Here is a 23,018-nt window from a genome sequence, read left to right as displayed (position 1 = left end):
ATTTCGTATTCTTTTTCGCAGCGATTCGGTAGCGACCGGATTGCATCGACCCGAACGATTAACCCCTATTCGTCCGCGATTCACGCATGGACGTTTCGTTCGAAGACCTCGAAGCGCTGGTCGAGACGCCCGGCGCATCCGGAAACGAGTACGCCGTCGCCGACCGGTTTGCTGAACTGATAGAACCGCACGTAGACCGCGTTTCGTTCGACGCGATGGGCAACGTCACGGCGACGAGCGAAGGAAGCGAGGACAGCGACTTCGAAATCATGCTCGCGGCTCACACCGACGAGCTGGGATTCCTCATCGACCGGGTGGACGAAAACGGTTTTCTCACGTTCCGAATGGTGGGCGGTCACTACAAGGGTAATCTATCCGGCCAACGAGTTCGGGTCGGACCCGACGACGTTCCTGGCGTCATCGGCCCGCGCTGTCGCCACTACATGAGTGACAAAGAAAAGGAATCGCTGCCGGAAAACCTTCGCATCGACATCGGGGCAACCTCGCCCGAAGACGCGATCGAACTCGGCGTCGAACCCGGCGACTACGCGACGTGGGATTGCGGCGTCACCCGACTCGGAAACGACAGAATCGCGGGACGAGCGCTCGACGACCGAATCGCACTGGCAATCCTCCTCGCACTCGCCCGCGAGGAGGACGTTGACGCGACGGTTCACTACGTCGCCACCGTCCAGGAGGAAGTCGGACTCCGCGGCGCGCGCGCGGCGGGATACAACCTCGACCCCGATGTCGGCATCGCCCTCGAAATTTTCCCGGTGGACGACTACCCCGCCGGGAGAACCGACGGCGCGAAAGCGACCGTGGACGGCGGCCCGGTCGTGGAATTCGCCGACGGTACGTCGGAATACCTCTTCGGCGGCATCATCGTTGACCGACAGACGAGAACGTGGCTACAGGAGGCCGCAAAAGCGGCGGACGTGGAAATTCAACACGACCTGATGCTGACCGGTTCGACCGACGCGACCGAACTCCAGCAGGTTCGCGGCGGCCGTCACGCCGGGGCAATCGCGGTTCCCTGTCGATACTCCCACTCGCCGGTCGAAACGCTCTCGATGGCGGACGCGGAGGAAACTGCTGACGTACTGTTGTCGGCATTGAGCCGAGAGTTCCCGAGTCGGGACGAGATTCGCAGACCGCGCTGAAGCCTGAATTTACCAGCAATCGACACAGGTTCCCGTAACGTTCACGTCCCTGCTCTCCAACCACCGAACATGCGTCTTCGAGGGCCACAGCGCGGGTGGGCGAAAATTACGCTCGGCGTTTCGATCCTCTTCGCAGTCGTCGTTTTCGTCGCATTCTCGCTCACGGGCCAACCGTTTCGCGGCGCGGCAGGCGGAGTGCTCGTCATCGTCGCCGGAATCTGGGAGTGGCGACGAAAGCGGAAGGACGAAATTCGCGCCGAGCGACTGGAATCCGAGGCCGGAGAAAACCGGCGAAAGCGACAAGGGTAGCCGATTGACGGGAGTCGTCAGGAATTACCACACCCGGATTACTCGTCTTCCATCGCCCGTTCCAATTGCTCTATCAGGTCTTCCACTGAACTCTTCGAATCGGTCGTCGCTCCACCGAATTCATCCTCTGCGCTCGGTTCTGTCGTCGATTCGTCTTCCCGCTCGAATTTGCTCAGATGGGAACGAATTTCGTTCAACAACAGTCGAAGTCCGTAATCGGCAAAGCGTTTGACCAGACCGCCAACGACACGACCGACGAACGCGCCCACCCGCGCTCCGAAACCTCCGGAGCGGTCGTTTCTCGGGGTCAATTTTTGTACGCCTCGGAGCTGAGAGCTGGGTCCATCGGCGTTCGATTTGCCGGTCTTGGGAATTCGGAGTTCTATCGCATCCAAGCCGAGCGTCAGTCCATCAATGTCTGCTTCGACGCCGGAAAGGTCAAGCGACAGGCCGCCGAGACGAAAGCGATAGCCGTCCCCCGTAGTATAGTCTGTGTCTCCACTCCCGGTGGCTTCGGTACCATCATCCGCCCCTCTTTCGCCGTTGTTCCCGCCATCAGGAATCACCCGAACGTCATTTTTGCCGAACATACTGCATCAGTCGGGGACGTCTCCGACCCTATTCGGCACGACAGCGATGCTACTGTACTCTTCGGCCGAACGCGATACCAGCACCAAAAAAGGGAATATAACCGTTCAGTCGGCGTCCGCGGACGACTCCGCCGCAGCACCGTGGTCGTCCGGCTTCGTTTCCTCTATTTCGGCGTACGGGTCGTATCCCTCCGTGCTCTCGTAGAGGTGGCAGGCTACTTCCCGTTCGCCTTCTATGTCCGTTCGTTCGTGGAGCGGCGGCAGTGCATTGGCACAGACGCTCTCCTCTTCGAACCGACCGGTAAGTAGGTCGTCAGCCTCATCGAATTCTCCCGAGGCAACCAGCGAAATCACCTCGTCCACGATATTGCCCGCTTCACCGTTGAGGGAGGTATCGGCGAAGAATTCTTCTCGAATATTCGACTCGTCGCGGCTTTCGATGTTACGCAACTGAACCGACCGCATGAAGGTTCTGACGGCAGTCCATTCGTCGGTGGAGAAGTCGTACTCCGACGGCTGGATGAGTTTCGGACACCGCTTCCGGAACCGACACCCGCTCGGAACGTTGACTGCATCCCCGACTTCGCCCTCCAGTTCGACCCGTTCCCGACCCGCCGTCGGGTCGGGAACCGGAACCGCGTCGATGAGCGCCCGCGTGTAGGGATGTTTCGGGTTCGTGATTATCTCTTCCGTCGGTCCCTGTTCCACGATTTTCCCCATGTACATGATGGCGAGTCGGTCGCACATGTGGCGCAGGAGAGATAAGTCGTGACTGATGTAAACAACGGAAAGTCCGAACTCGTCGGTCATCCGTTCCAGCAGGGAGAGGACGCCGGCTCGAAGGCTCACGTCCAGCATCGACACCGGCTCGTCGGCGACGATGAAATCCGGGTCGATGACCAACGCCCGAGCGATGGCGAGGCGTTGACGCTGGCCGCCCGACAGTTCGTGCGGATAGCGGTCGAAGTACGCCTCCGCCGGTTCGAGTTCGGCGAATTCGAGCGCCCGCCGCACCCGCGAGCGCTGGTTCGGAACGTCGTGAATGCGGAGCGGTTCGACCACCGTGTCGTACACCGTCATCCGGGGATTCAGGCTCTCGAACGGGTCTTGGAATATCATCTGTGCGTTCTGCCGGAAGTTCGAAAGGGCGGCACCGCTCTTGTCCGCGATATCCTCGCCGTCGTAGTAGATGCTTCCGCCCGTCGGGTCGTACAGCTTCGTCAAGCACATCCCGGTGGTGGTTTTCCCACAGCCAGACTCGCCCGCGATGCCGAACGTCTCGCCCTCGCGGAGGTCGAAGTCGATGCCGTCGATGGCGTGAACCGCGTCCGGTTCCTCGCCGCGGACGGATTTCATAAAACTGCTCACGAGGCCAGTTCCGACCGGGAAGTGCTTTTCCAGCCCTTCGACGCGGACGAGCGTGTCGTCCGCGTCGTTCGGATTGTCCGTCGCGCCGTTCGTCGCACTGTTTGCTGTCGGGTCAGTCATCGCTCACCCCCATGGATGCTTCGTTCTCCCACGTTTTCGCGCGATTCGCAACCGGGCGCAACTGCGTGTCGATTTTGTCCGCATGGTGGCAGTACGACCGCAGGTCGCCGTGAATCACTTCGGGCGGGTCTTCGCTGGTACATTTCTCCGTTGCCAGCGGACAGCGTTCCGCGAATCGACATCCGCTCGGTGGATTGCTCAAATCCGGCGGATGGCCCCCGATACTCACGAGGTCCTGACTCGATTGTCGGATGTCCGGAAACGCGCTTTTCAGCCCGAGTGTGTAGGGGTGATACGGTTGGCCGAAGATGAACTCGGCGGGGCCTTCCTCCGCGACTTCCCCAGCGTACATGACGACGACGCGGTCGCAGGTTTCCGCGACGACCGCCACGTCGTGCGTGATGACCATCATCGCGGTGTCGCTCTCGCGCTGAATCCCATTGATTCGTTTGAGAATCTGGTCTTGCATGATGACGTCGAGCGCCGTCGTCGGTTCGTCCGCGAGGATGAGCGACGGTTGAAGCACGAGCGACATGGCAATCATGGCGCGCTGACGCATTCCGCCGGAGAACTGGTGGGGATAGTCCGTCTGGCGGTCGCGATCGAGACCGACGAGGTCGAACGACTCGTCGATTATCTCTTGGGCTTCGGTGCGTCCCATCTTCGGGTAGTGGGCGTCGATTGCCTCCAGAATTTGCTCTCGAATGGTGTAAACGGGGTCGAGCGCGTTCATCGCAGACTGCGCGATGAGCGATATCTCGTCCCAGCGGAGTTCCCGACGCCGCTTTTCGGGCATCTCGGTCAGGTCTTCGCCTTTGAACCGGATGCTCCCGCCGTTGATGTAGCCGTTCTTCGGGAGGATGCCAATGAGCGCCTTTGCGAGCGTCGATTTACCACAGCCGGATTCGCCGACGATACCGATGGTCTCCCCCGCTTCGATTTCGAAGCTGACGCCGTCAACCGCTTTCACGGGGCCGTCTTCACTGTCGTAGTACACTTCGAGATCTTCCACTTCGAGGAGGGCCATATCAGTGGCCCTCCTCGATTGCGAGCGTGCGATTCGATTGGAGTTGGATACGTAGATTCATCGTTCGACCTGTAGTTCCGGATTGACGATTTCTTCGTAGCCGCGGCCGATGAGGAAGCCGCTGATGACCACGAGAGCGATACAGACCCCCGGCGGCACGAACCACCACCATGCACCTTCAGTCATGGCGCTGTAAACGCGCGCGCTCTGGAGCATCACGCCCCACGAGACGCTTTCCGGATCGCCGAGGCCGAGGAACGACACCCCTGCCTCGGTGAGGATTGCCCACGCGATGGCGAACGCGCCGTAGAGGAACGCCATCGGGAGGACGTTCGGCGCGATGTGGCGGGAGATGATTCGCCAGTTGCTCGCGCCGGACACCTTCGCCGCCTTGACGAACGAGCGTTCGCGGAGCGACAGGACGAGTGCGCGAATGACACGCGCCGAGGTTCGCCACTGAAGCAGAACGAACGCGAGGATGATGTTCTCCAGTCCTGGCCCGAGCACCGTCACGAGGACGATGACCGTCGGGAGGAGCGGAAGTCCATAGACGAAGTCCACGAGACGCATCAGCACGTCGTCCACGTAGCCGCCGTAATATCCGGCGGTCAGGCCGACGAACGTGCCGAGTCCGACCGTCATAAACGCGGCGACCAGTCCGACCATCAGGGCCGGACGCGCGCCGTAGACGAGTTGGCTAAAGATGTCGTAGCCCTGCGCGGTCGTGCCGAGAATGAATCCACCTTCACCGCCGAGGAACGACGGCCTGATCCATTTGGCGATGAGCGCACCGCTGGTGAACACCCGCTCGGTCGGCGGATACTGCGCAATCCACGGCGCGATGACGGCGATGAGACCGAAAAATGCCAGCGTCAGCATTGCGAGGACGACCATCGGGTCTTGTATCAACATCCGGAACTGCTCCGAGAGTGTCTCCTTCCAGAGTCGGAGGTTCCGTTGCCACGCGCTGAATCCCTCGTCTTCGTCCGGTTCTATGTCTTCGAATATCGACCGTTCGTGTTCTTGGCTCATTGATTCAGTCATACGTCACCCGCGGGTCGAGAACGCCGTACAGCAGGTCGGCGACGAAGTTCATCACGATAACCGACAGCGCGAGGACGAGGAACGTCCCCTGCGCGACGGGGAAGTCGCGCCTGAGCACGGCCCGAATCATTTCGCGGCCGATTCCCGGCCAACCGAACACCGTTTCGATGAGGACGCTCCCGCCGACCGCGTAGCCGACCGCGATGGCCGCCGCGGTCAGCACCGGGAGCAAGGCGTTTCTGGCGGCGTGTTTGAACATTATCGTTCGTTCCGTCAGCCCCTTCGCCCGGCAGAGGTCGATGAAATCCTCCGAGAGCGTTTCGAGCATGCTGTTGCGCATGATGAGCAGGGGATAGCCCATGTAGTAGAACGCGAGCACGGCGACCGGCGCGACGAGGTGTTTCAGGAAGTCCAGCGAGAATACCATCCCCCAGAAACTCTCCGGGCCGGAGCCGAGGCTCGTCATGCCGCTCATCGGAATCAGGTTTAACTGCGCGCCGAATATCCAGAGGACGAGAATACCCATCCAGAAACTCGGAATGCTCCGCCCGACGAGCGCAGTAACCACGGCGGTTTTCTCGAACCTGCTTCCGCGGTACCAACCGGTGAGGACGCCGAGCGAAATTCCGATGATGTACGCGACGACGAACGCCGTCAGCATCAGGACGAGCGTGTTCGGGAGGTACGTCACGAGTACGTCCACGACGCGCTCGTTCGTCTTGAACGAGCGCCCGAGGTCGAGCGTGGCCAAATTTTCGATGTATCGAATGTACTGCACCCACAACGGGTCGTTCAGGCCGTAGCTGTCGATGAGTCGCTGACGAACCTCCGGCGTCATCCCCGGCGAGATGATGTAGGAGGTTGGGTTGCCCGGCATGAGTCGAAACAGCATGAACAGCGCGGTTGCGACCGCCCACAGCGTTATCCCCAATTGGAGGGTGCGTCTGACGAAGAAATCTAATTTTCCCATTGAATTTACTGAAGTATGTTATGTTCCCGCTACTCTGATGACCCCTTCGCCTGAACCTTGCCGTTTTCGATGGAGTACCCGGCGTCTTCGAGCACCTTCTGACCGGCAGCGATGCCATCTTTTTCTTGGTACTTCTTCACGTCCGGGTTGCTGAACTTCCCGAAGGATTCGCCGATGAGGTTCCAGCCTTCCTCCGCAAAACCGTACATGATCTGCTGATTGATGGCTTGCTTTGGAAGCGCGTGAACGGCGGCCTGTCGGACGGCCTTGTCGTCCAACCCCTTCTTTCGGGTGTTCTGGCTAAAGTGCCACCAGCCGTCGCCGGGCGAGGATTTCACGCCGATGTTGCCTTGGTCTTGGTTGTCGTTGAGTTGCTTGCCGATGCGGGTGTACGGCAAGTAGTTCAGGTCGCCTTTCTTTAACAGCGACCAGACCGTCGAGCTTTCCGGGATGATGCGCCAGATTCTCCGGTCGAATTTGACGGGACGCCAGTGGTCTTCGTACTTTGTGAGGCTCAGTTCACTCCCTTTGTCCCAGTAGTCGAACTGAAGCGGGCCGCTTCCGACCGGTTCGTTGACCGACGCCTGTGCCGGGTTGCTTCGACTCTCCCACTTGTGTCGGGGGACGATTGGAATCTGGTTCGAGAACACTTTGTGAACCGGGCCGACCGGGTCGGTGAAGTTCACCGTAATCCACTGTCCGTCCACGGACACGGAATCGTACATCTCCCACTGGGTCGAGTAGAGCGGGATTTTGTTCTCTTTGATGTATTCGAGCGTGAACTTCACGTCCTCGGGTGTCAAGTCTTCGCCGTCGTGCCACTTGTGGCCCTCGCGAAGCTTGTACCGAACGGTCGTGTCGTCCGGACGCTCCCATTCCGTCGCCAGACTGAGTTCGGAGTCGGCTTCCAGATCGGAGTTGATGCGCACGAGTTTGTCGTACAGCATCTCGAACTGGTGGATGAGCTTCGTCTCGTTGTTGTAGCCGAGGACGCTAAGCGTTCCCAGCGTTTCGGCCCAGGCGCCGCGAAGCTCGTTCTTGCTGTTATTCACCTCGACGTTGGTCATCGGCTCCATGTGGTAGTAGCCGACGAGGTGGTCGGTCCACCCGCTGACCTGTTGGTTGTTGAACGCCACGATGTTGGGCATCTGAACGATAGGGTGCATCGGAACGTCCTCGTTGATGGTCGCTTGAATCTCGTGGAGCATGTCGATTCGCTTCTGCTCGTCCGCTTCCTGCAACTGCTTCATCAGCGTCGGATCGAGGTCTTTGTTGGAATACCCGGTGAAGTTCCCGCCGCCTTTGCCCGTGTTCGACGAGTGGAACTGTTCTGCCATTCTGCGCCCGGGGTCGATGCCGAGTCCGCGCGACCACGTCGCGAAAGAGTAGTCGAACTCCTCGGTGATTTTAGTGTACAGAGTACCCCACTCGAACACTTGGACGTTCGTGTTGAGTCCGAGGTTGTTGAGTTGGTCACCGATGAGGTTTATCGCGTCGTGGCGAGCGGGATTGTAGTTCGCAGGGTTGTTCAAATACGAGTACTGCGGGAGTTCGTTCCCATTGCCCGAACCGCCGTTATTGTCTCCGTCGGAACCGCTACATCCAGCAAGCGCAGTCATACCGCCGACTCCAGCGATAGTTGAATATTTTAGAAAGTCACGGCGACCGACATCCTTGTTATCGTTTACCATTTGCCATTAGTGAACAGGGAGGTCTACTATATAAGCAAAATTTAACAGATTTTATAGGATTGTATGGGAATTTAGACAAGTGAGTCAGAATACACTAATCGGAAACATGGATTTTGATTACGATTTTTACCAGTTTCCTAACTGTCCGCCGTGGTTTCACTTGTGCGCTCGTCAGTCGGTGTGAACGCGGGCCGTGAACCGAATCGCAGGGGCGGTGACCGCGTAGGGGAGCATCGAGCGATGTTTGGGACAGGTTCCGGTCACCGTCTCGCGTTCGACGCCGATGCCGGAAATCGACCGAATATCGGCGAGGGAGACGAAGACCGTTCCGTCGGTAATCATGCGTTTTCGCTCGCCACCCGACATCGTATATCCGATTCGAATCGGGAACGCGAGAACCTGTTCCGCCGCCTCGTTCTCGAACTCCCGCGGCGTCGCGTCCGCGATGTCCTTTGCGTACAGGACGCTGGGCGGCATCGAACTCGCGCGTTTCGTTCTGGTCGCCTCGTTTTCGATTCGCGGCGGTTCGACCGCTTCGACGAACAAATCGGCACCGTTCCGAAGTGACGACCCAGCTTCATCGCCCGCCGCAACGTCGAGGTGACGGCTGTGAATCCGAGGCGGGCGTTCGTACCCGATGCTCGGAACGACCGACCCCGCGGGGGTCGCTCCCTCCTCGATGGCGGACACCATGTCGTGAAGCCGGTTTCGGACGACGCCGTCCGAAACCAGCGTAATCGGCGTCGTGGGGCGACCCTCCACGTCGTAGGCGAGTCCCGCCCACGACCCGGCGCGAACCGTATCTTCGACGGTGAGGGCGTCCGGGCCGATTCGGTCACCGACCGAAAACGGACTCGACCCGAAGTAAGCGCAGTCGATTTCGAGATAATGTGCGAGGTGGTGGAACAGTTCGGCGGACGCCCGCGATCCCAACACGATTTCAGTCTCGTCGCCGAAATCCGCGAACGAGTCGGCCACGGCCGACTCGTCCGCTCCCGACTCGTCCGCTCCCGTGCGCGCCCGCCATTCGGCAACCTCCCGAACGTCGGTCGCAAATCCGTCGAATCGACCGGGAAGCGAGTCCAGAAACGACGCACCGGCGGTGCTTCCGAAGTGTCGCTGGCGTTTCGGTGCGTCTCTCGGGTCAAAGAATACATCCACGAACGCCCGTTCGAGGGTCGTTCGAACCGTCGTTCCCGTCGTCGTCAGGACGACCGCGTGGATTCGGTTGTCGCGGTAGGACGCGATCGCGCGGTCGAGCGACAGTCCACCGACCGCATCCGAGAGCGCGGTTTTCACCAGTTCGAGTTTTCCGTCGGCGTCGAAGTCGGACAGCGACCCGCCGACCGCCCATCCGGGATGAACCGCCTGATGAACCGTGCCGCGGTCGTAACTCGCCGGAAGTTGCTGGTCGAGGACGGTCGCCGACCGAATCGACCGCTCGATGAGGTCGTCCAGATGGTCGGTTTCCAACGAGGTCGCGAATCGGTAGTCGGCGCTCCCCTCTGCGAACAGTCGCCACCAGACGCCGACCTGCGATAGGTCGGTCGCCGACCGAACTGTTTCCGCCGTTACCGACCCGTCGGTGCTTTCCTTGCCGACACATCCCACCTCCGCGTAAGCGACGCTTTCCTCGGATTCGAGTCGTGACAACACCCACTCCGCGGCGTCGATTCCCTGCGTCAGTTGCTCCATGGTGTTCGTTCGTTCGGGAGTAGTAAAATTTGTTCCACATTTGCACGGATTTCTCCCATCCAAACCTACATTGCGGCCGCCTCCATCTGTATTTCCTACCACGGACAATGAACACACTACCCACGACAGTCGTTGGCGATGCCTACACGAGTTCTCACCACTGGAATCTCCTCTGCAATCTCGTCGATTTGGACAACCGGATGGCCGGACAGCAGGGCGAAGTCGAAGGCGCGGAGTTAGTCGGAGAAGCGTTCGAGAAACACGGTCTTCGGAACGCCTCGATAACCGAGTTCGAAATCCCCGGTTGGTGGCGCGGCTCGAGTTCGCTGACCGTCGAACACGACCGAACCCACGAGTTCGACGCACAGCATGAAACGGTCGCCCTACCGGGAACGCCGAGCGGCGACGTGACAGCCGAACTGGTCGATGTCGGCGACGGACTGCCCGCGGATTTCGAGGAACGCGACGTGGAGGGCAAACTCGTGATGGCCTCCAGCCTCACGCCGGACGACTACGGTCGCTGGATACACCGCGCGGAGAAGTACGGCGCGGCGGTTCGCGGCGGCGCGGTCGGATTCCTGTTCCGGAACCACCTCGACGGCAACCTCCCGCCGACAGGGAGCATCGGCAACGAAAACGGGCCGGGCGACATCCCCGCGGTCGGCGTCTCGAGGGAAGTCGGACACCGACTGGTTCGATACTGCGAAGACGGCGAAACGACCGCCCGACTGACCGTGGACTGTCGAAACGAGCCGACGAACTCCCGAAACATCGAGGCGGTAATCGGCCCGGACACGGACGAGGAAGTGCTCGTCACCGCCCACGTCGATGCCCACGACGTGGGCGAGGGTGCGAACGACAACGGAGTCGGTACAGTTCTCGTCGCCGAAATCGGGCGACTGCTCGCGGAGATGGAAGACGAACTGGAGACGATGGTTCGCTGTCTCGTCTTCGGCGCGGAAGAGGTCGGCCTGTACGGCGCGTACCACTGGGCCGAAACCCGCGACACGGGTTCGGTGAAGTGCATCTTCAACATGGACGGCGCAGGCTACTCCCGAACCGCGGACGTACACACCCACGGATTCGGGGCGATCGGCGAGGCGTTCGAGGAAGTGCGAGATGAACTCGGCGTGCCGGTCGAAATCAACACCGGAATTCGCCCGCACAGCGACCACTGGCCGTTCGTCCAGAAGGGCGTCGCGGGTGCACAGGCCCGTTCCATCGCCGATGACAGCGGGCGCGGATGGGGACACACCCACGGCGACACGCTCGACAAACTCGACCGCCGCGACCTCCGCGACCTCGCCGTGGTGTTCACCGCCGGAGTCGTCAAACTCGCGGAGGAAGACCGCAAAATCGAACCGAAGTCGGTCGCCGAAATCCGCGAGGCGACCGTCGAGCAGGGATTCGAGGAAGGAATGCGCAACTCCGGCAGTTGGCCGTTCGAAGATGGAGAAATCGACGCGGATGAGAAAACCGACGCGAGCGCGGAAACGACCGCGGAGGGCGACCGATGACGGTTCGGCTCGATTACGACTCGTTCGACCTCGGTGGGATGACGTGGGAAGACGCGGAAGAGGCCATTCCGGACGCCGACTTCCTCGTTCTGCCGACTGGTAGTGTGGAACAACACTCCGTCCACCTGCCGGTGACGGTCGATACGCTCCGGGCCGAAACCCTCTCGCGCGAACTGATCGAGGCCGCGCCGGAATGCGACCTGTCGATGGTTCGACTGCCGACGCTCCCCTACGGCTACTCGGAGCATCACATGAACTACGCCGGGACGATCACCCTATCGGGAGAGACGTACCAGCGCGTCATCGTGGAAATCGCGCAGTCGATGGCGGAGCACGGCGCGAAGCGACTCGTCCTGCTCAATTGTCACGGCGGGAATCGCTCCCCGCTGAAACTCGCCGGTGACCGAATCCAGCGCGACCACGGCGTGAAAGTGTTTTTCGTCCACTGGACTGATTTCGCCCGCGACAGGTTAAAAGAGCGGTTCGGCGAAGAGTGGGGCCACGCGGGCGACCACGAAACCAGTGTCATCGAACTGTTCTGTCCCGACCTCGTGAAAACCGACAAAAAGGAACCGCAGACCCGAAAGGCGCGGTTCGAGGCCCGCCAGTACACATACTTCGACGATATCACGGAGCAGGGCGGACTCGGCGACCCGACGGCGTCGGACGCCGAGTTCTTGGAGGAAATCGTGGCGGAGACGACCGAGAAAATCCTCTCTGCGCTGCAAGCGGATATGGAACAAGAAGGGTAGAACGAAGAGCGCTGATAACGGCTTTGTCGAAATACGGTGGAAGTCAATGAATACAACCATTCGACCGAATAGCGCTCGTTTCGTACTGCCGTGAAAATGTTCCAAAATTACTATATCCTCCCCAACGATGGATTTTCACAACCTTCATGACGCAGGAATTAGGTTCCCTCGCTCGAAAACTGTCCTTGCCGTATTACGAGGATACCCTCCCGGCACACGATAGTTTTCATGCCAATCTAGTCCGATATTTGTCGATTCGTTTGGCAGATAAGTGCGGTGAAACAGTCGATAGAAATGTTCTTTCCGCATCAGCGTGGTTACACGACATCGGTCGTCCACTGGAACGAGTGGGTAAAATCGACGATCACGACAGATGGGCGAAATAAAAGCGGCGGAACTGCTCGAAACCGAAGAAGTGACGACTGTGAGAATCGATGCCGTCAATCACTGTATTCGAACACACAGCATTCGGTCTAGCTCCCCAGAGCCAGAGACTCTTGAAGCGAAACTACTCTTTGATGCGGATAAGTTGGACGCCGCCGGAGCACGGGGACTCATTCGTCTGGCCTGTATCGTCGGCGAGAGATCCGGAAAAGCAGGCGAAAAATACGCGATAATCGATATCGCATCCGGTTCAGAACTGACCACATCGAACCTTCCGGACATCAGTTTACTTCGAGAGTGGGCAAAGGAACGTCTGGAAAGGTTGTACACGCCACCCGGACGTCGTCTCGGAAAGTCCCGGTGGAGATTCATGGATAATTTCTTCACGCAGTTTGGTGGCGAGATGGGCGTTGACGGGGAAAAATAGCACGAACGAATCGAATTCGACGTTACTGTTCAAAAAACGAATCGCGTCCGTAACGACTACTCCATGTTCCACCGGACGACCTGTTCAGCTCCGGAATCGGTGTAGGATAGCTGTACCGCGAACGCCTCGACCATTGTTCCATACTTCGGTCGTCATCCGTTAAAAAATCATCCACTTTGGCGGCGGAAAACTCGTTCTTTCTCAACGTAAAGTGTCCAAAGCCGATATGCAGGAGGGCCGGTAGTGTATCGACCGTACCGGAATCCGCAGGTGACACACCGATTGTCAGCGGAGAGAATTCGGGGCGGCGGTACTGCTGTTGTAAACGATATGATCGGGATGCACGGAGAAGCGACCGACGGCGACGTGAGTGGGGTGCCGCAGAGTGCATCGAGATACTCCTACACTGGTTGAGTGGCGGTGACCAGTTGTGGAGTCGTGCGTTGGAATCGGTCGTTTGTGCGTTTCTCGTACATCCCAACTTCTTCTACGATCCCCCATATCTAAAAATTTATTCTCTTACTGTACGTATGTTAAATTTCTTTGTATCGAGATAAATTCCGATACAGTTTTGAAGCAAACATGTAGTAGCATACCACATGAGTCCTCCAGAAGGCGACCTCGCTACTCCTCCCCTCGCGCAGGTGTTCGTCTATCCCGCGCGCGTTAAATTCCTCGCGGTGCTTGCGGACAATCCGAACGAGAGTTTTAGCGCGACCGAACTGGCGGAGCACGCCGGAACCGCCGCTAGCACGTGGACGAGCCACCGGGACGACCTCCTCGAACTCGAACTGGTGGACGAAATCGACACCGAGGGAGCCTATTCCGAGTATTCGCTCGCTCCGACGGCCCACGCACAGCTCCTCCGCCAACTGTCCGAGGACCTCGACGCCGTCCTCTACGAACTCAACGACCCGGTTTCGGACGCGATCGGCGGTTTCGCCCAGTGAGACGGCCGAATACGAATTGATACTATTTATTTATTACTTACTACAATTAATTTTAGTTACGTATTATTAAAAAAATTATAAGAAAAGAGAGCCACATGTCTTAGTTGCAATGGCAACAAAAAACGCGATTGGGGAATTCGTTGCACAGCATCCACGACTACTCGGCGTCCTGTTCGCACTCAGCACTCTGCTACTGCAGGTAGGAAGTGTGATAGCAACCAGTTCGGAACCTGGGCCATAACTACTTGATGTCAGACGCACGTAGTTCATCGCTCCAATAGAGAGTGTCATCAATTACAACAGGTGTAACTTCCTTTGAAAGGCCGTAATTTAGTTCTTCAGAAGTTAAATTTAGCTTTGCCATTGGTGCAGAGGATATGTGTTTCTTTTCAGACCACTGCTGATGAAGATGCACAAATGTACCAAAGCCGTGCAGATCATTTGGATATGTACTTGCTTTCACTATAAAGCGGTCGTCTCCAATTCGATCGACTTCGAGATGAAGTGGCACACCAGTTTCACTGTGAACAAGTGACAACCCACCATCTCCGATGACAGTGTACTGATACCCATACAGCGAGTGACGGCGCGCAATCGACAACGCAGCACGGAGTGGAAACCCATAATTCAACAGTCGCGCCAGTATTTTGCCCAATTTCGTCGCCGACGGATTGCCGATTGGCGAGAGCGTGGCGACGCCGCCGCGACTTCCCTTTTTGACCAGTTCGTACCCCTGCCGGTAGGATTCGCAGGCGTTGAGAAGAAACGCGGTGACGTTGACCTCCGAAAGGGAGCGCGCGTCCAGGGACCCGTCGGAGCAGAGAAACCCGCGCTCGTCGATGTGGCCGATGTAGTGGACGAAATCCGACTGTTGGGCGAGCAGTTCCCTGAGTTCGTCCTGCGCGAGGTCGTAGTGAGCGGTCACGTCGAAATCGAGGAACTCCCGAATGCCGTACAACTCCTGTACCACGTCCTCGTCCAGCATTTTCTCGTCGTTGCAGACGACGTGGATGTCGATGGTGTCGGACGTGGGGACTCGGTCGACCCGCCGCTGGAGCGCGGATAAATCGAGCTTGTTCACCTTGAGGGGGAATCCCGGCCCCGCCCACGCCTGCTCGATGACGTTCGGCATCGAATCCACCTGAAACACGTCCCGGTCGTTCACCGCGTCCCACCCGTTCGACCCGCGAACCAACACGCCGGACGGCGGCGCGCGGAAGAACTCGCTCTGTGCATCCGACATGGGTTTGACCGAGTTCGGATTCGGACTGTCGGGAATCCGAACGAGGGCGAGACTGTCCGCGAGGTACGGAAGATATTCTGCGTTTTCGACCGTCGGCGTCAGGTCAACGCCGAGTCGCCAGTTCGGGATGTGCGGTTCGAGCGTTTCGAACGGCACCGACAGATACGCGGCGAGACGTTCCGTAAGCGGAGCGTCGTACAGTGCGGAAAAATCGAGGTCGACGAGCGGTTCGACCTGTTCGCGTTCGTGCAGGTCAACTTGGTAGTATCCCTCCGTCCGGGTGAGACAGTCGAGGAAAAACGTCTGGCGAAGGGTTCGGTTGACCGCTTCTTCGTAGCTGTCGGCACCCGTGAGTTCGTGCTCGAACTCGCCCGCGACGAGCCGCGGGCGAGTTCCCGACACGACTTTCGCCCCGTGATAGTACGCGAGCGAAGCCAGCGGAAAGACGTGTTCTCTGTCGGGCGGGACGACTAGTTTGACCCCCGTGTCGGGGCGAACCAGTCCATCCGGTGCGTCGAATGTATCTCCCCGCTTGATGAGCGGCGGATGTCCCCGCAGGGTCGGAAACGAGCGTTCCGGACTCGTCGTTTTGAGCGCCGACCCGTTTACCGAGAGCGCGCGCATCACGTCCCCTACGTCGTCGGTGACGGTTATCGTTTCCGCCGGTCGGTCGTGATAGGAGCGCGCACCCACGCGGACGGTCGTTTCGGCTCCGAAATCGAGAACGACCCCGCCGTCGCGCTGTTCGAGGCGAAACGCGCTTTCGACGGCGAGATACAGCTTCATCGGAGCCGTACTGAGTTCGATGAGATAGGCGCCGGGTTGGACGCTCCGATTGTCTCCGTCGGAAGTTTCGGCCACCATCTCTCCGTCCTGCGTTCGAATCGTGACGGGGAGCAGTTTCGGCACGTAGAGCGTCCCCGTTTCGACGGCGACTGCCGCATCGACCGGGAAGTAAAACGTCTCGGTCGAGACTGCCGCCGGCTGAACGGAACCGGAAGTGTAGAGCGCGAAGCGAACGTTCTCGATAGGGTCGTAAACGTCGAGACCGTCGCGGTCAGGATGCCGCCGAAACTCCATAGCAAAGGTGTGTGAGTCAGTTATGATAGTTTTACCCAGTGGGTCGTCTCACGGAGATCGGGAACGTGCCACCGCTGTTCTGCTAGGCCGGGACGCTTGCGGAGTTCGATACGCGCATCGAACAGTGGAGACAACTCTTCGACGAGGGGGTCGTCATCCGCCACTCGAAGATGATAATGCGCCATGCCGCGGACACCGCGGACGATGGCTGTCAGGCCGCGAAGGAACTGGGAGAGGGAGACGATGTCATCCCCTTCGGACAGCACCTCAATCGAGTCGATACCGAGTCGAAGTTCGGCGGGCGAGAATCCACCGTTTTGGTCATCGTACTGGCTGATTGCGGAAATCAACTCGGAACGAAGGGATTCCCGTGAGACGCCCGGCGCGGAGTCGGTTTTTCCGTTGCTCTTCGTCGCCCGATATTCGGTTCGTCGGTCGATGATGCTGGTGTCCGAGGAGTCTGGTTCGACCGGGAGGTGCGAGTTAGCATCGGATGCAGTGGGGTTCGTGAGCGCGAGAACGCGCGTCCGCTGTTCCTGTCCGAAGAGCGTCCGACTGAACGTGGCGCTCGTCTCTTTCGGCACGTCGCCGGTGACGAGGAGATTGCTGCCGCTCGTTTTCAGCCCCGCAAGCCACTCGGTAAACTGCACGTCCTGCGCCGAACCCTCGCCCGACACGCTTCGAAATTCGAGACGAGAACTCATTAGTGAGACGAACGTTCCACGCAAAAATAAGGGTTCGGGAAAAAATTCTGACGAACGGTAGAAGTCGTTCGAGGACGTTCCTCTGTCGGTGTCTCCGACGGAACCGATTGCCGTCAAGCGTCTAGCGAAATACTACGGCGAGGTTCGTGGGATAGAGAACCTGACGTTCACGGTTGAGCGGGGTGGAGTGTTCGATTTTCTCCGGCTGAAGGGCGCGGGAAAATCGACTGCGATACGGATTCTACTCGGCCTGTTAAAATCGACAGACGGAAGAGCGTGGGTACTCGGTCATCCGGCCACTGAACGAAAGAACGAGCATCGCTTCGGTACGATGCTACCCGCCAAATGGATGGCGGTGAATCACCTGCAGAAACGGAAACCTACCGCGTTATGAACCGTGGCTTACCACGTGATGACGTTGCTCTCCAAATCGCGCGGGAAGTAGGTCAGTATTTCCGTGCCGTTTTCCGTGATGACGACCGTGTCGGAGTGGCGATAACCGTCGGTGTCAGTGTAGAGTCCCGGTTCAATGGTGTAAACGTGACCGGGTTCCATTTTCGCGTCATCGTCGTCCGCGTGGTCTCCCCACCCGCGGTCGATGTACGGCGGTTCGTGGCCACCCATGCCGATGTTGTGACCGACGTGGTGCCGTGCGAGGTCGGTGACGCCCTGCTCTTCGAAGTAGTCCCACACTTGTTGGTCGACGTAAGACAGAGGAACGTCCGGCCCGAGTGCGTCGATTGCGATGGTTTGGGATTCCAGCATCAACTCGAAGTAGTGTTCCTGTTCGTCCGTCGGTTCGCCGACGAACATCGTCCGCTCCAGTTCGGAGTGGTAGCCATCGACGTTCGCCGCGGCACCCGTGATTAGCACGTCACCCTCCTCGATTCTGCGGTTCGCGGTGTGGCCGTGCGGAAGGGCGGTCTGCGGTCCCGTGATGTAGCCTGCGAAAGCAGGGCCGTCCCCTCGTGTGCGTGGGACGTACTCGCCGCCGAGCGTATCGAGCATCGCGCGAGAGGCGTCCGTCGAAGCCCGCTGGCTGACGGTCGCCGGGTGCGCGCCGGGTTCCGTGTAATCGGCGAGATACCGGTGCGCGAGATTCCCCCATTTGACCGATTCGCGGATGAGGTCGATTTCGGTGTCGGTTTTCGCCCAGCGCATCCTGCTCACCCACCCTTGCGATTCGACTTCGACGAACTCCGAGAGGGCGGGGCCATTGTATCCCATCACGCCCGGCGCACCGTCGATATCCGCGGCGACAGTTTCGGCGCCGAGTTCCGAGAGCATTTCCGCGGCGACGCGAATCGGTTTGCCGCCGGGATAGTCGAAGTAGTGGTGCACGGCGTCGATTCGCGGATTCGGTTCGACGCGCTCGACTTCGAGTCGCGGTACGGTAATTTCGATTCGTTCGTCAGTGACCGCGAGAACGACCGGTCGTTCGGTTTGAATGTGGTCGAATCCGGTGAGATATTCGATGCTCGTCGCGCCGAACCAAACACCCGCGTCGGCGCCCTGTCCGCGTATCTTCTCGCGCACCTTGTCGAGACGGCGGTCGAACTCCGAATCCGGAAGACGTGTAGCCATGCCGTAGGGTTCACCGGTACGACCTAAAATCTTCACGTGGCGGAAAGCTGTCCCAAACCGAACGCCACCGAAAGTCGTCGTTGCTCCCCGAGAATGGCGAGGCTACTCGCGTTTCGGAGCGTACTCTTTACTGTTCGGGTGGTGTCTTTCGTTCAAATGCGTGCTCCCGACCTCATGATGCAAACCGGGTCGGCGATTCCGGAACTAACGATGGGGATGGTCATCGTGTTCGCCATCGCGGTGGCAACCTTCGCGCTGTTCGCCACGGAAGCCTTTCCGCCGGACATCACCGCCTTCATCGTCATGGTCGTCCTCATCATTCTCGGCCCGTGGACGGGAATCTCACCCGAAGAGGGCATTTCGGGGTTCTCAAACGACGCGACGATTACCGTGCTGGCGATGCTCGTCTTGAGCGCGGGCGTCAGCCAGACCGGCGCGGTGCAGCAGCTCGGCGAACGAATGGCGTCGTTCGCAGGCACTGATGAGCGGAAACAGCTCGCGGCGACGTTGGCCTTCGCCGGAATACCGTCGGGCATTATCAACAACACGCCAATCGTTGCCATGCTCATCCCGGTCGTTTCGGACCTCGCAAACCGGGGAAACACGTCCCCCTCGAAACTGCTCATCCCGCTGTCTTACGCTTCGATGGTCGGCGGAATGCTCACGCTCATCGGCACTTCGACCAACCTCATCGCCAGCAGCGTCACCGCACGACTCGCGGGAGAGTACCCATCGCTCCATCGGTTTTCGATGTTCGAATTCACGCAACTCGGGTTTATCGTCTTCGTCGTCGGCACTGTCTACATCATGACAATTGGACGGCGACTCATTCCGGAGCGACTCAGCCCCGAGGAGGACATCCTCGAAGATTACGAGTTGACGCCGTATCTGACGGAAGTCGTCGTGGATGCGGATTCAGCGTTCGTGAGTCGGACGGTGGAGGAGGCTCTGAACGAAACCGACCTCGATGTGGACGTCGTCCAGCTGGTGCGAGAGGAAGGAAAGTTCATGGAACCCCTCGCAGGAAATCGGATTCGACCGGGCGACGTTCTCGTGGTTCGCGCCGATTTCAGCACGCTCCGCGAACTCATGTTGACCGAAGGGTTATCGCTCGTCGCATTTTCGCAAGTCACCGAGGAAGAACTCGGCCCGGAACAGGAAGGCCAGAACCTCGTCGAACTCGTCATCCCCTCGTGGTCGTCGCTCGTCACCGAAACGCTCGAAAGTACGACGTTCCGCGAACGCTACGACGCGAACGTGCTCGCCATCCGACGCGGAGCGGAACTCGTGCGCGAACGAATGGATCAAACGCAGATTCGGCGAGGCGACACCCTACTCGTGCAGGCGACGCAGAACAGCATCAATCGACTGGCGATGGATAGGAATTTTATTCTCGCACAGATGCCGACCGAACCGGACTACCGTCGGTCGAAAATTCCGCTCGCCGTTGCCATCATTCTCGGCGTCGTCGGACTGGCCGCGGTGGGAATCTTCGACATTCTCACCACCGCGCTCGCGGGCGTCGTAGCGATGATTCTGACCGGAATCGTGAAACCGAACGAACTGTACGACTCGGTCGAGTGGGACGTTATCTTCCTCCTCGCCGGACTCATCCCCCTCGGTATCGCGTTCGAACGAACCGGCGCGGCGAATCTGGTCGGTGCTGTGGTCGCCACGAGCGCCGATTTCCTCCCCGCAATCGGCGTTCTCTGGGTGTTTTACATCATCACGACGCTCGTCACAGCAGTCGTCAGCAACAGCGCGAGCGTCATCCTGATGATTCCTGTCGCCGTCGAGGCGGCGACTCGTGTCGGCGGCGATCCGTTCGCATTCGTCCTCGCGGTGACGTTCGCTTCCAGTGCGGACTTCATGACGCCGATTGGCTACCAGACGAACCTCCTCGTCTACGGTCCGGGGGGCTACAAGTTCACGGACTACTTCCGCGTCGGGGCACCGCTCCAGTTGGTGTTGTCGATCGCAACCGTCCTCGGAATCGCAGCTATCTGGGGCGTCTGAAGTCGTAATACGAGCAGAGTACGGGGAGTGATTCGCAAATCGATAAACAACCGTTCTCGCTTCGCTCGTTCATAATACACCGAAAGGAATAGTCCGCCCTCCCCGATTTGAACGGGGGACAAGTCGATCTACAGTCGACTGCTCTACCAGTCTGAGCTAAGGGCGGGTACGCACTTTCACCTAATCCCGTACCGGACTTAAGAATTATTATTCGAGACGACGTAGTGGACACACGGAAAGGTTCAAGTATGATAGATTGTGTGTATCGGAGTAGAGACAAAATAAGGTGGTCGATATGAGCAAAATTACATTCCGCGCGGATGACGACCTCGTGAAGGGACTCGAATCGCTCGACGCCTCGAAGAGCGAAGTCATGCGCGAGGCGCTTCGCGACTATCTCGACGGCCACAACGAGTCAGCGGAGCAAACGGACGGAAGCCTCGATTCGGTTGTCGCGGAGCGCGTGGACGACCTCATCGACCAACGACTCGGCCCCCCCGGAGGCAAGAGCGCGCAGGACATCAACGTAAACGTCACCGTCGAGGGCGCTGGCGAGATTCAGGCGACAGAACAAGCCCCAACCCCGAGCGAGAAAGCAAACAGTCCGCGTCTGACAGCCGACGACACACGGCGAACGGAGAACTCCTGCGGCCAGTGCGGGGAATCGCTGGACTCGGGTCACGTTTACTGTCCGAACTGCGGCGAAAAGGCGACGCACCGCGTGTTCTGTGACTGCGGCGATGAGCTTCGATCGGACTGGGCGTTCTGCCCCGGATGTGGCCGAAGAACACCATCGGCGGACGTTTTGGATTCGTCGTAAAACGATTGTTTTACAATCGCCGTTAATTATATATACTGTGCCTTTGTGGATACTTCCACGTAAGACGATTGTCTTACGCCAACTTCGGATCGTCCAAAATATCGCGTGTTGGGCTCTAATACGGCGTAAGACAGGTCTTGGAAGTATACCGCGTGTCGTCTTACCAAACAAGGGGAATCCACTATGGAGCGCGTGACACTACGAATACCAAAACAGCAAATCGAAGAAGTTGAACAGATGGTCGAAACTGGCGAGTTCCCGAACCGAAGCGAAGCGATTCGGGCTGCGGTTCGCGACATGCTCAACGAGCACGACGAAAACGGAACTGAGACCACGAACAAGCGCACCTGGGCGAAGGTGTGAACGATGCAGGATATCGTTCAAGAAGCGTTGGAGAACGCCGAGAGCGAACAGCGCGAGATGGACGCCGCCACGACGGACGACGAGTTCGGTGACCCCCGAATCGTCATCGTCGGCTGTGGTGGTGCCGGAAACAACACCATCAACCGCCTGTATAACATCGGCGTCGACGGCGCGGACACCGTCGCCATCAACACGGACAAACAGCACCTGAAGATGATCGAAGCCGACACGAAAATTCTCGTCGGCAAATCCCTTACGTCCGGCCTCGGTGCTGGCGGCGACCCTTCGATGGGCGAGCGCGCCACCGAGATGGCACAGGGCACGGTCAAAGAGGTTCTCGGCGACGCCGACCTCGTCTTCGTAACCGCGGGGATGGGTGGCGGAACCGGAACCGGTGCCGCACCCGTCGTCTCCAAAATCGCCAAAGAGCAGGGCGCAATCGTCGTCGGTATGGTTTCGACGCCGTTCAACGTCGAACGCGCTCGCACGGTGAAAGCCGAGGAAGGACTGGAAAAGCTTCGTAACGAAGCCGACTCCATCATCGTCCTCGACAACAACCGCCTGCTCGATTACGTCCCGAACCTCCCGATTGGCAAGGCGTTCTCGGTGATGGACCAAATCATCGCCGAAACGGTGAAGGGTATCTCGGAAACCATCACCCAGCCGAGCCTCATCAACCTCGACTACGCCGACATGACGTCAATCATGAATCAGGGCGGCGTCGCGGTGATGCTCGTCGGCGAGACCCAGGACAAGAACAAAACAGAGGAAGTGGTGCGCGATGCGATGAACCATCCTCTCCTCGACGTGGACTACCGCGGGGCGTCCGGCGGACTCGTCCACATCACTGGCGGACCGGACCTCACGCTCAAAGAGGCGGAAGGAATCGCGGCCAACATCACCGAACGCCTCGAAGCGAGCGCCAACGTCATCTGGGGTGCTCGCATTCAGGAGAACTACAAGAGCAAAGTCCGAGTCATGGCAATCATGACGGGCGTTAAGAGCGCACAAGTGCTCGGTCCATCGACGCAAAAGCAAGCCGACCGCTCCCGCCAGAAGATGCGCGACGTGGACGCACAGTCTTACGATGCCAGCAACAACGTCGAAAAATCTCGAGCCGGTACCTTCGGCACGCAGAGCGACGGCGGCAGGGACGAAGTCGAGAAGAACAACGGTCTCGACGTTATCCGGTAACTCGCTG

General features: G+C 59.0%; 21 protein-coding genes, 1 tRNA gene and 1 pseudogene. 12 read left to right on the top strand and 11 right to left on the bottom strand.

Translation table 11 applies throughout. From position 1 onward, the window contains the following. Positions 1-86 precede the first annotated feature (86 nt). Positions 87-1,163 carry a M42 family metallopeptidase gene (locus LIX15_RS15970; RefSeq protein ID WP_227774147.1) on the top strand — a complete coding sequence of 359 codons (1,077 nt, stop codon included), beginning with the start codon at positions 87-89 and terminating at the stop codon, positions 1,161-1,163. Positions 1,164-1,232: 69 nt separating this feature from the next. Then, on the top strand, positions 1,233-1,472 hold the full coding sequence (locus tag LIX15_RS15965) for a hypothetical protein (protein ID WP_227774146.1): 240 nt from the start codon (positions 1,233-1,235) through the stop codon (positions 1,470-1,472). Between the two features lie 38 nt (positions 1,473-1,510). On the opposite strand, the gene LIX15_RS15960 is transcribed toward LIX15_RS15965, so the two are convergent. The 7 genes from LIX15_RS15960 to LIX15_RS15930 all read right to left on the bottom strand — a co-directional run bounded on the left by LIX15_RS15960 (position 1,511) and on the right by LIX15_RS15930 (position 9,977). Continuing rightward, entirely contained in the window at positions 1,511-2,062 is a 552-nt protein-coding gene (locus tag LIX15_RS15960) for a hypothetical protein (protein ID WP_227774145.1), read from the bottom strand. A 105-nt stretch (positions 2,063-2,167) separates the two neighbouring features. Continuing rightward, positions 2,168-3,550 (bottom strand): ABC transporter ATP-binding protein, encoded by a 1,383-nt coding sequence (locus LIX15_RS15955; RefSeq protein ID WP_227774144.1) that lies wholly within the window; start codon positions 3,548-3,550, stop codon positions 2,168-2,170. Then, positions 3,543-4,577 (bottom strand): ABC transporter ATP-binding protein, encoded by a 1,035-nt coding sequence (locus LIX15_RS15950; protein WP_227774143.1) that lies wholly within the window; start codon positions 4,575-4,577, stop codon positions 3,543-3,545. Before LIX15_RS15950 ends, LIX15_RS15955 begins: the two co-directional genes overlap by 8 nt. A 57-nt stretch (positions 4,578-4,634) precedes the next feature. Continuing rightward, complete coding sequence (locus tag LIX15_RS15945; protein WP_227774142.1) at positions 4,635-5,621, bottom strand: ABC transporter permease; 987 nt, start codon at positions 5,619-5,621, stop codon at positions 4,635-4,637. Continuing rightward, positions 5,614-6,591: an ABC transporter permease gene (locus tag LIX15_RS15940; protein WP_227774141.1), complete on the bottom strand. Its 978-nt coding sequence runs from the start codon at positions 6,589-6,591 to the stop codon at positions 5,614-5,616. The genes LIX15_RS15945 and LIX15_RS15940 overlap by 8 nt, the downstream gene beginning before the upstream one ends. Positions 6,592-6,620: 29 nt before the next feature. After that, entirely contained in the window at positions 6,621-8,210 is a 1,590-nt protein-coding gene (locus tag LIX15_RS15935) for an ABC transporter substrate-binding protein (protein ID WP_227774140.1), read from the bottom strand. A gap of 243 nt (positions 8,211-8,453) precedes the next feature. Further along, positions 8,454-9,977, bottom strand: coding sequence for a metallopeptidase TldD-related protein (locus LIX15_RS15930; RefSeq protein ID WP_227774139.1), 1,524 nt, complete (start codon positions 9,975-9,977; stop codon positions 8,454-8,456). Positions 9,978-10,084: 107 nt separating this feature from the next. Between LIX15_RS15930 and LIX15_RS15925 the strand changes: the two genes are divergently transcribed. From LIX15_RS15925 to LIX15_RS33710, 5 genes and pseudogenes are all read left to right on the top strand, one after another. Then, the gene (locus LIX15_RS15925; protein WP_227774138.1) at positions 10,085-11,494 is read left to right on the top strand and encodes a M28 family peptidase; all 1,410 of its coding nucleotides are present in this window, start codon (positions 10,085-10,087) and stop codon (positions 11,492-11,494) included. Next, on the top strand, positions 11,491-12,246 hold the full coding sequence (locus LIX15_RS15920; RefSeq protein WP_227774137.1) for a creatininase family protein: 756 nt from the start codon (positions 11,491-11,493) through the stop codon (positions 12,244-12,246). Before LIX15_RS15925 ends, LIX15_RS15920 begins: the two co-directional genes overlap by 4 nt. 146 nt (positions 12,247-12,392) lie before the next feature. Further along, positions 12,393-13,057: pseudogene (locus LIX15_RS15915) on the top strand (HD domain-containing protein). Positions 13,058-13,656: 599 nt separating this feature from the next. Continuing rightward, on the top strand, positions 13,657-14,007 hold the full coding sequence (locus LIX15_RS15910; protein ID WP_227774136.1) for a helix-turn-helix domain-containing protein: 351 nt from the start codon (positions 13,657-13,659) through the stop codon (positions 14,005-14,007). Between the two features lie 109 nt (positions 14,008-14,116). After that, entirely contained in the window at positions 14,117-14,248 is a 132-nt protein-coding gene (locus tag LIX15_RS33710) for a DUF7503 family protein (protein ID WP_345411858.1), read from the top strand. On the opposite strand, the gene LIX15_RS15905 is transcribed toward LIX15_RS33710, so the two are convergent. Together LIX15_RS15905 and LIX15_RS15900 are read right to left on the bottom strand one after the other, a co-directional pair. Next, entirely contained in the window at positions 14,249-16,330 is a 2,082-nt protein-coding gene (locus LIX15_RS15905) for a CHAT domain-containing protein (RefSeq protein ID WP_227774135.1), read from the bottom strand. Between the two features lie 20 nt (positions 16,331-16,350). After that, complete coding sequence (locus LIX15_RS15900) at positions 16,351-17,034, bottom strand: DUF7504 family protein (protein ID WP_227774134.1); 684 nt, start codon at positions 17,032-17,034, stop codon at positions 16,351-16,353. 88 nt (positions 17,035-17,122) lie between these two features. On the opposite strand from LIX15_RS15900, the gene LIX15_RS15895 reads away from it, so the two are divergent. Beyond that, positions 17,123-17,428 carry an ATP-binding cassette domain-containing protein gene (locus LIX15_RS15895; RefSeq protein WP_227774133.1) on the top strand — a complete coding sequence of 102 codons (306 nt, stop codon included), beginning with the start codon at positions 17,123-17,125 and terminating at the stop codon, positions 17,426-17,428. Between the two features lie 8 nt (positions 17,429-17,436). Here the strand turns inward: LIX15_RS15895 and LIX15_RS15890 are convergent, their stop codons facing one another. Continuing rightward, entirely contained in the window at positions 17,437-18,618 is a 1,182-nt protein-coding gene (locus LIX15_RS15890; RefSeq protein ID WP_227774132.1) for a M24 family metallopeptidase, read from the bottom strand. A 156-nt stretch (positions 18,619-18,774) separates the two neighbouring features. Here LIX15_RS15890 and LIX15_RS15885 point away from each other — a divergent pair, with 156 nt between their 5' ends. Next, positions 18,775-20,634, top strand: a complete 1,860-nt coding sequence (locus LIX15_RS15885) for an SLC13 family permease (RefSeq protein ID WP_345411863.1) — start codon at positions 18,775-18,777, stop codon at positions 20,632-20,634. A gap of 92 nt (positions 20,635-20,726) precedes the next feature. Here the strand turns inward: LIX15_RS15885 and LIX15_RS15880 are convergent. Beyond that, positions 20,727-20,800: transfer RNA gene (locus LIX15_RS15880), tRNA-Tyr, on the bottom strand. 129 nt (positions 20,801-20,929) lie between these two features. On the opposite strand from LIX15_RS15880, the gene LIX15_RS15875 reads away from it, so the two are divergent. The 3 genes from LIX15_RS15875 to ftsZ all read left to right on the top strand — a co-directional run bounded on the left by LIX15_RS15875 (position 20,930) and on the right by ftsZ (position 23,011). Next, positions 20,930-21,454: a double zinc ribbon domain-containing protein gene (locus LIX15_RS15875; RefSeq protein ID WP_227774131.1), complete on the top strand. Its 525-nt coding sequence runs from the start codon at positions 20,930-20,932 to the stop codon at positions 21,452-21,454. Positions 21,455-21,637: 183 nt separating this feature from the next. Beyond that, positions 21,638-21,817, top strand: a complete 180-nt coding sequence (gene cdrS, locus LIX15_RS15870; RefSeq protein ID WP_227774130.1) for a transcriptional regulator CdrS — start codon at positions 21,638-21,640, stop codon at positions 21,815-21,817. 3 nt (positions 21,818-21,820) lie between these two features. Further along, positions 21,821-23,011, top strand: coding sequence for a cell division protein FtsZ (gene ftsZ, locus LIX15_RS15865; protein WP_227774129.1), 1,191 nt, complete (start codon positions 21,821-21,823; stop codon positions 23,009-23,011). The last annotated feature ends 7 nt before the right edge of the window (positions 23,012-23,018 follow it).

This window comes from Haladaptatus pallidirubidus (assembly GCF_020700235.1).
In the GTDB taxonomy this organism is placed as follows: domain Archaea; phylum Halobacteriota; class Halobacteria; order Halobacteriales; family Haladaptataceae; genus Haladaptatus; species Haladaptatus pallidirubidus.
The sequence above is the reverse complement of the archived record's forward strand: the minus strand, read 5'-3'. Positions and strand labels throughout refer to the sequence as shown.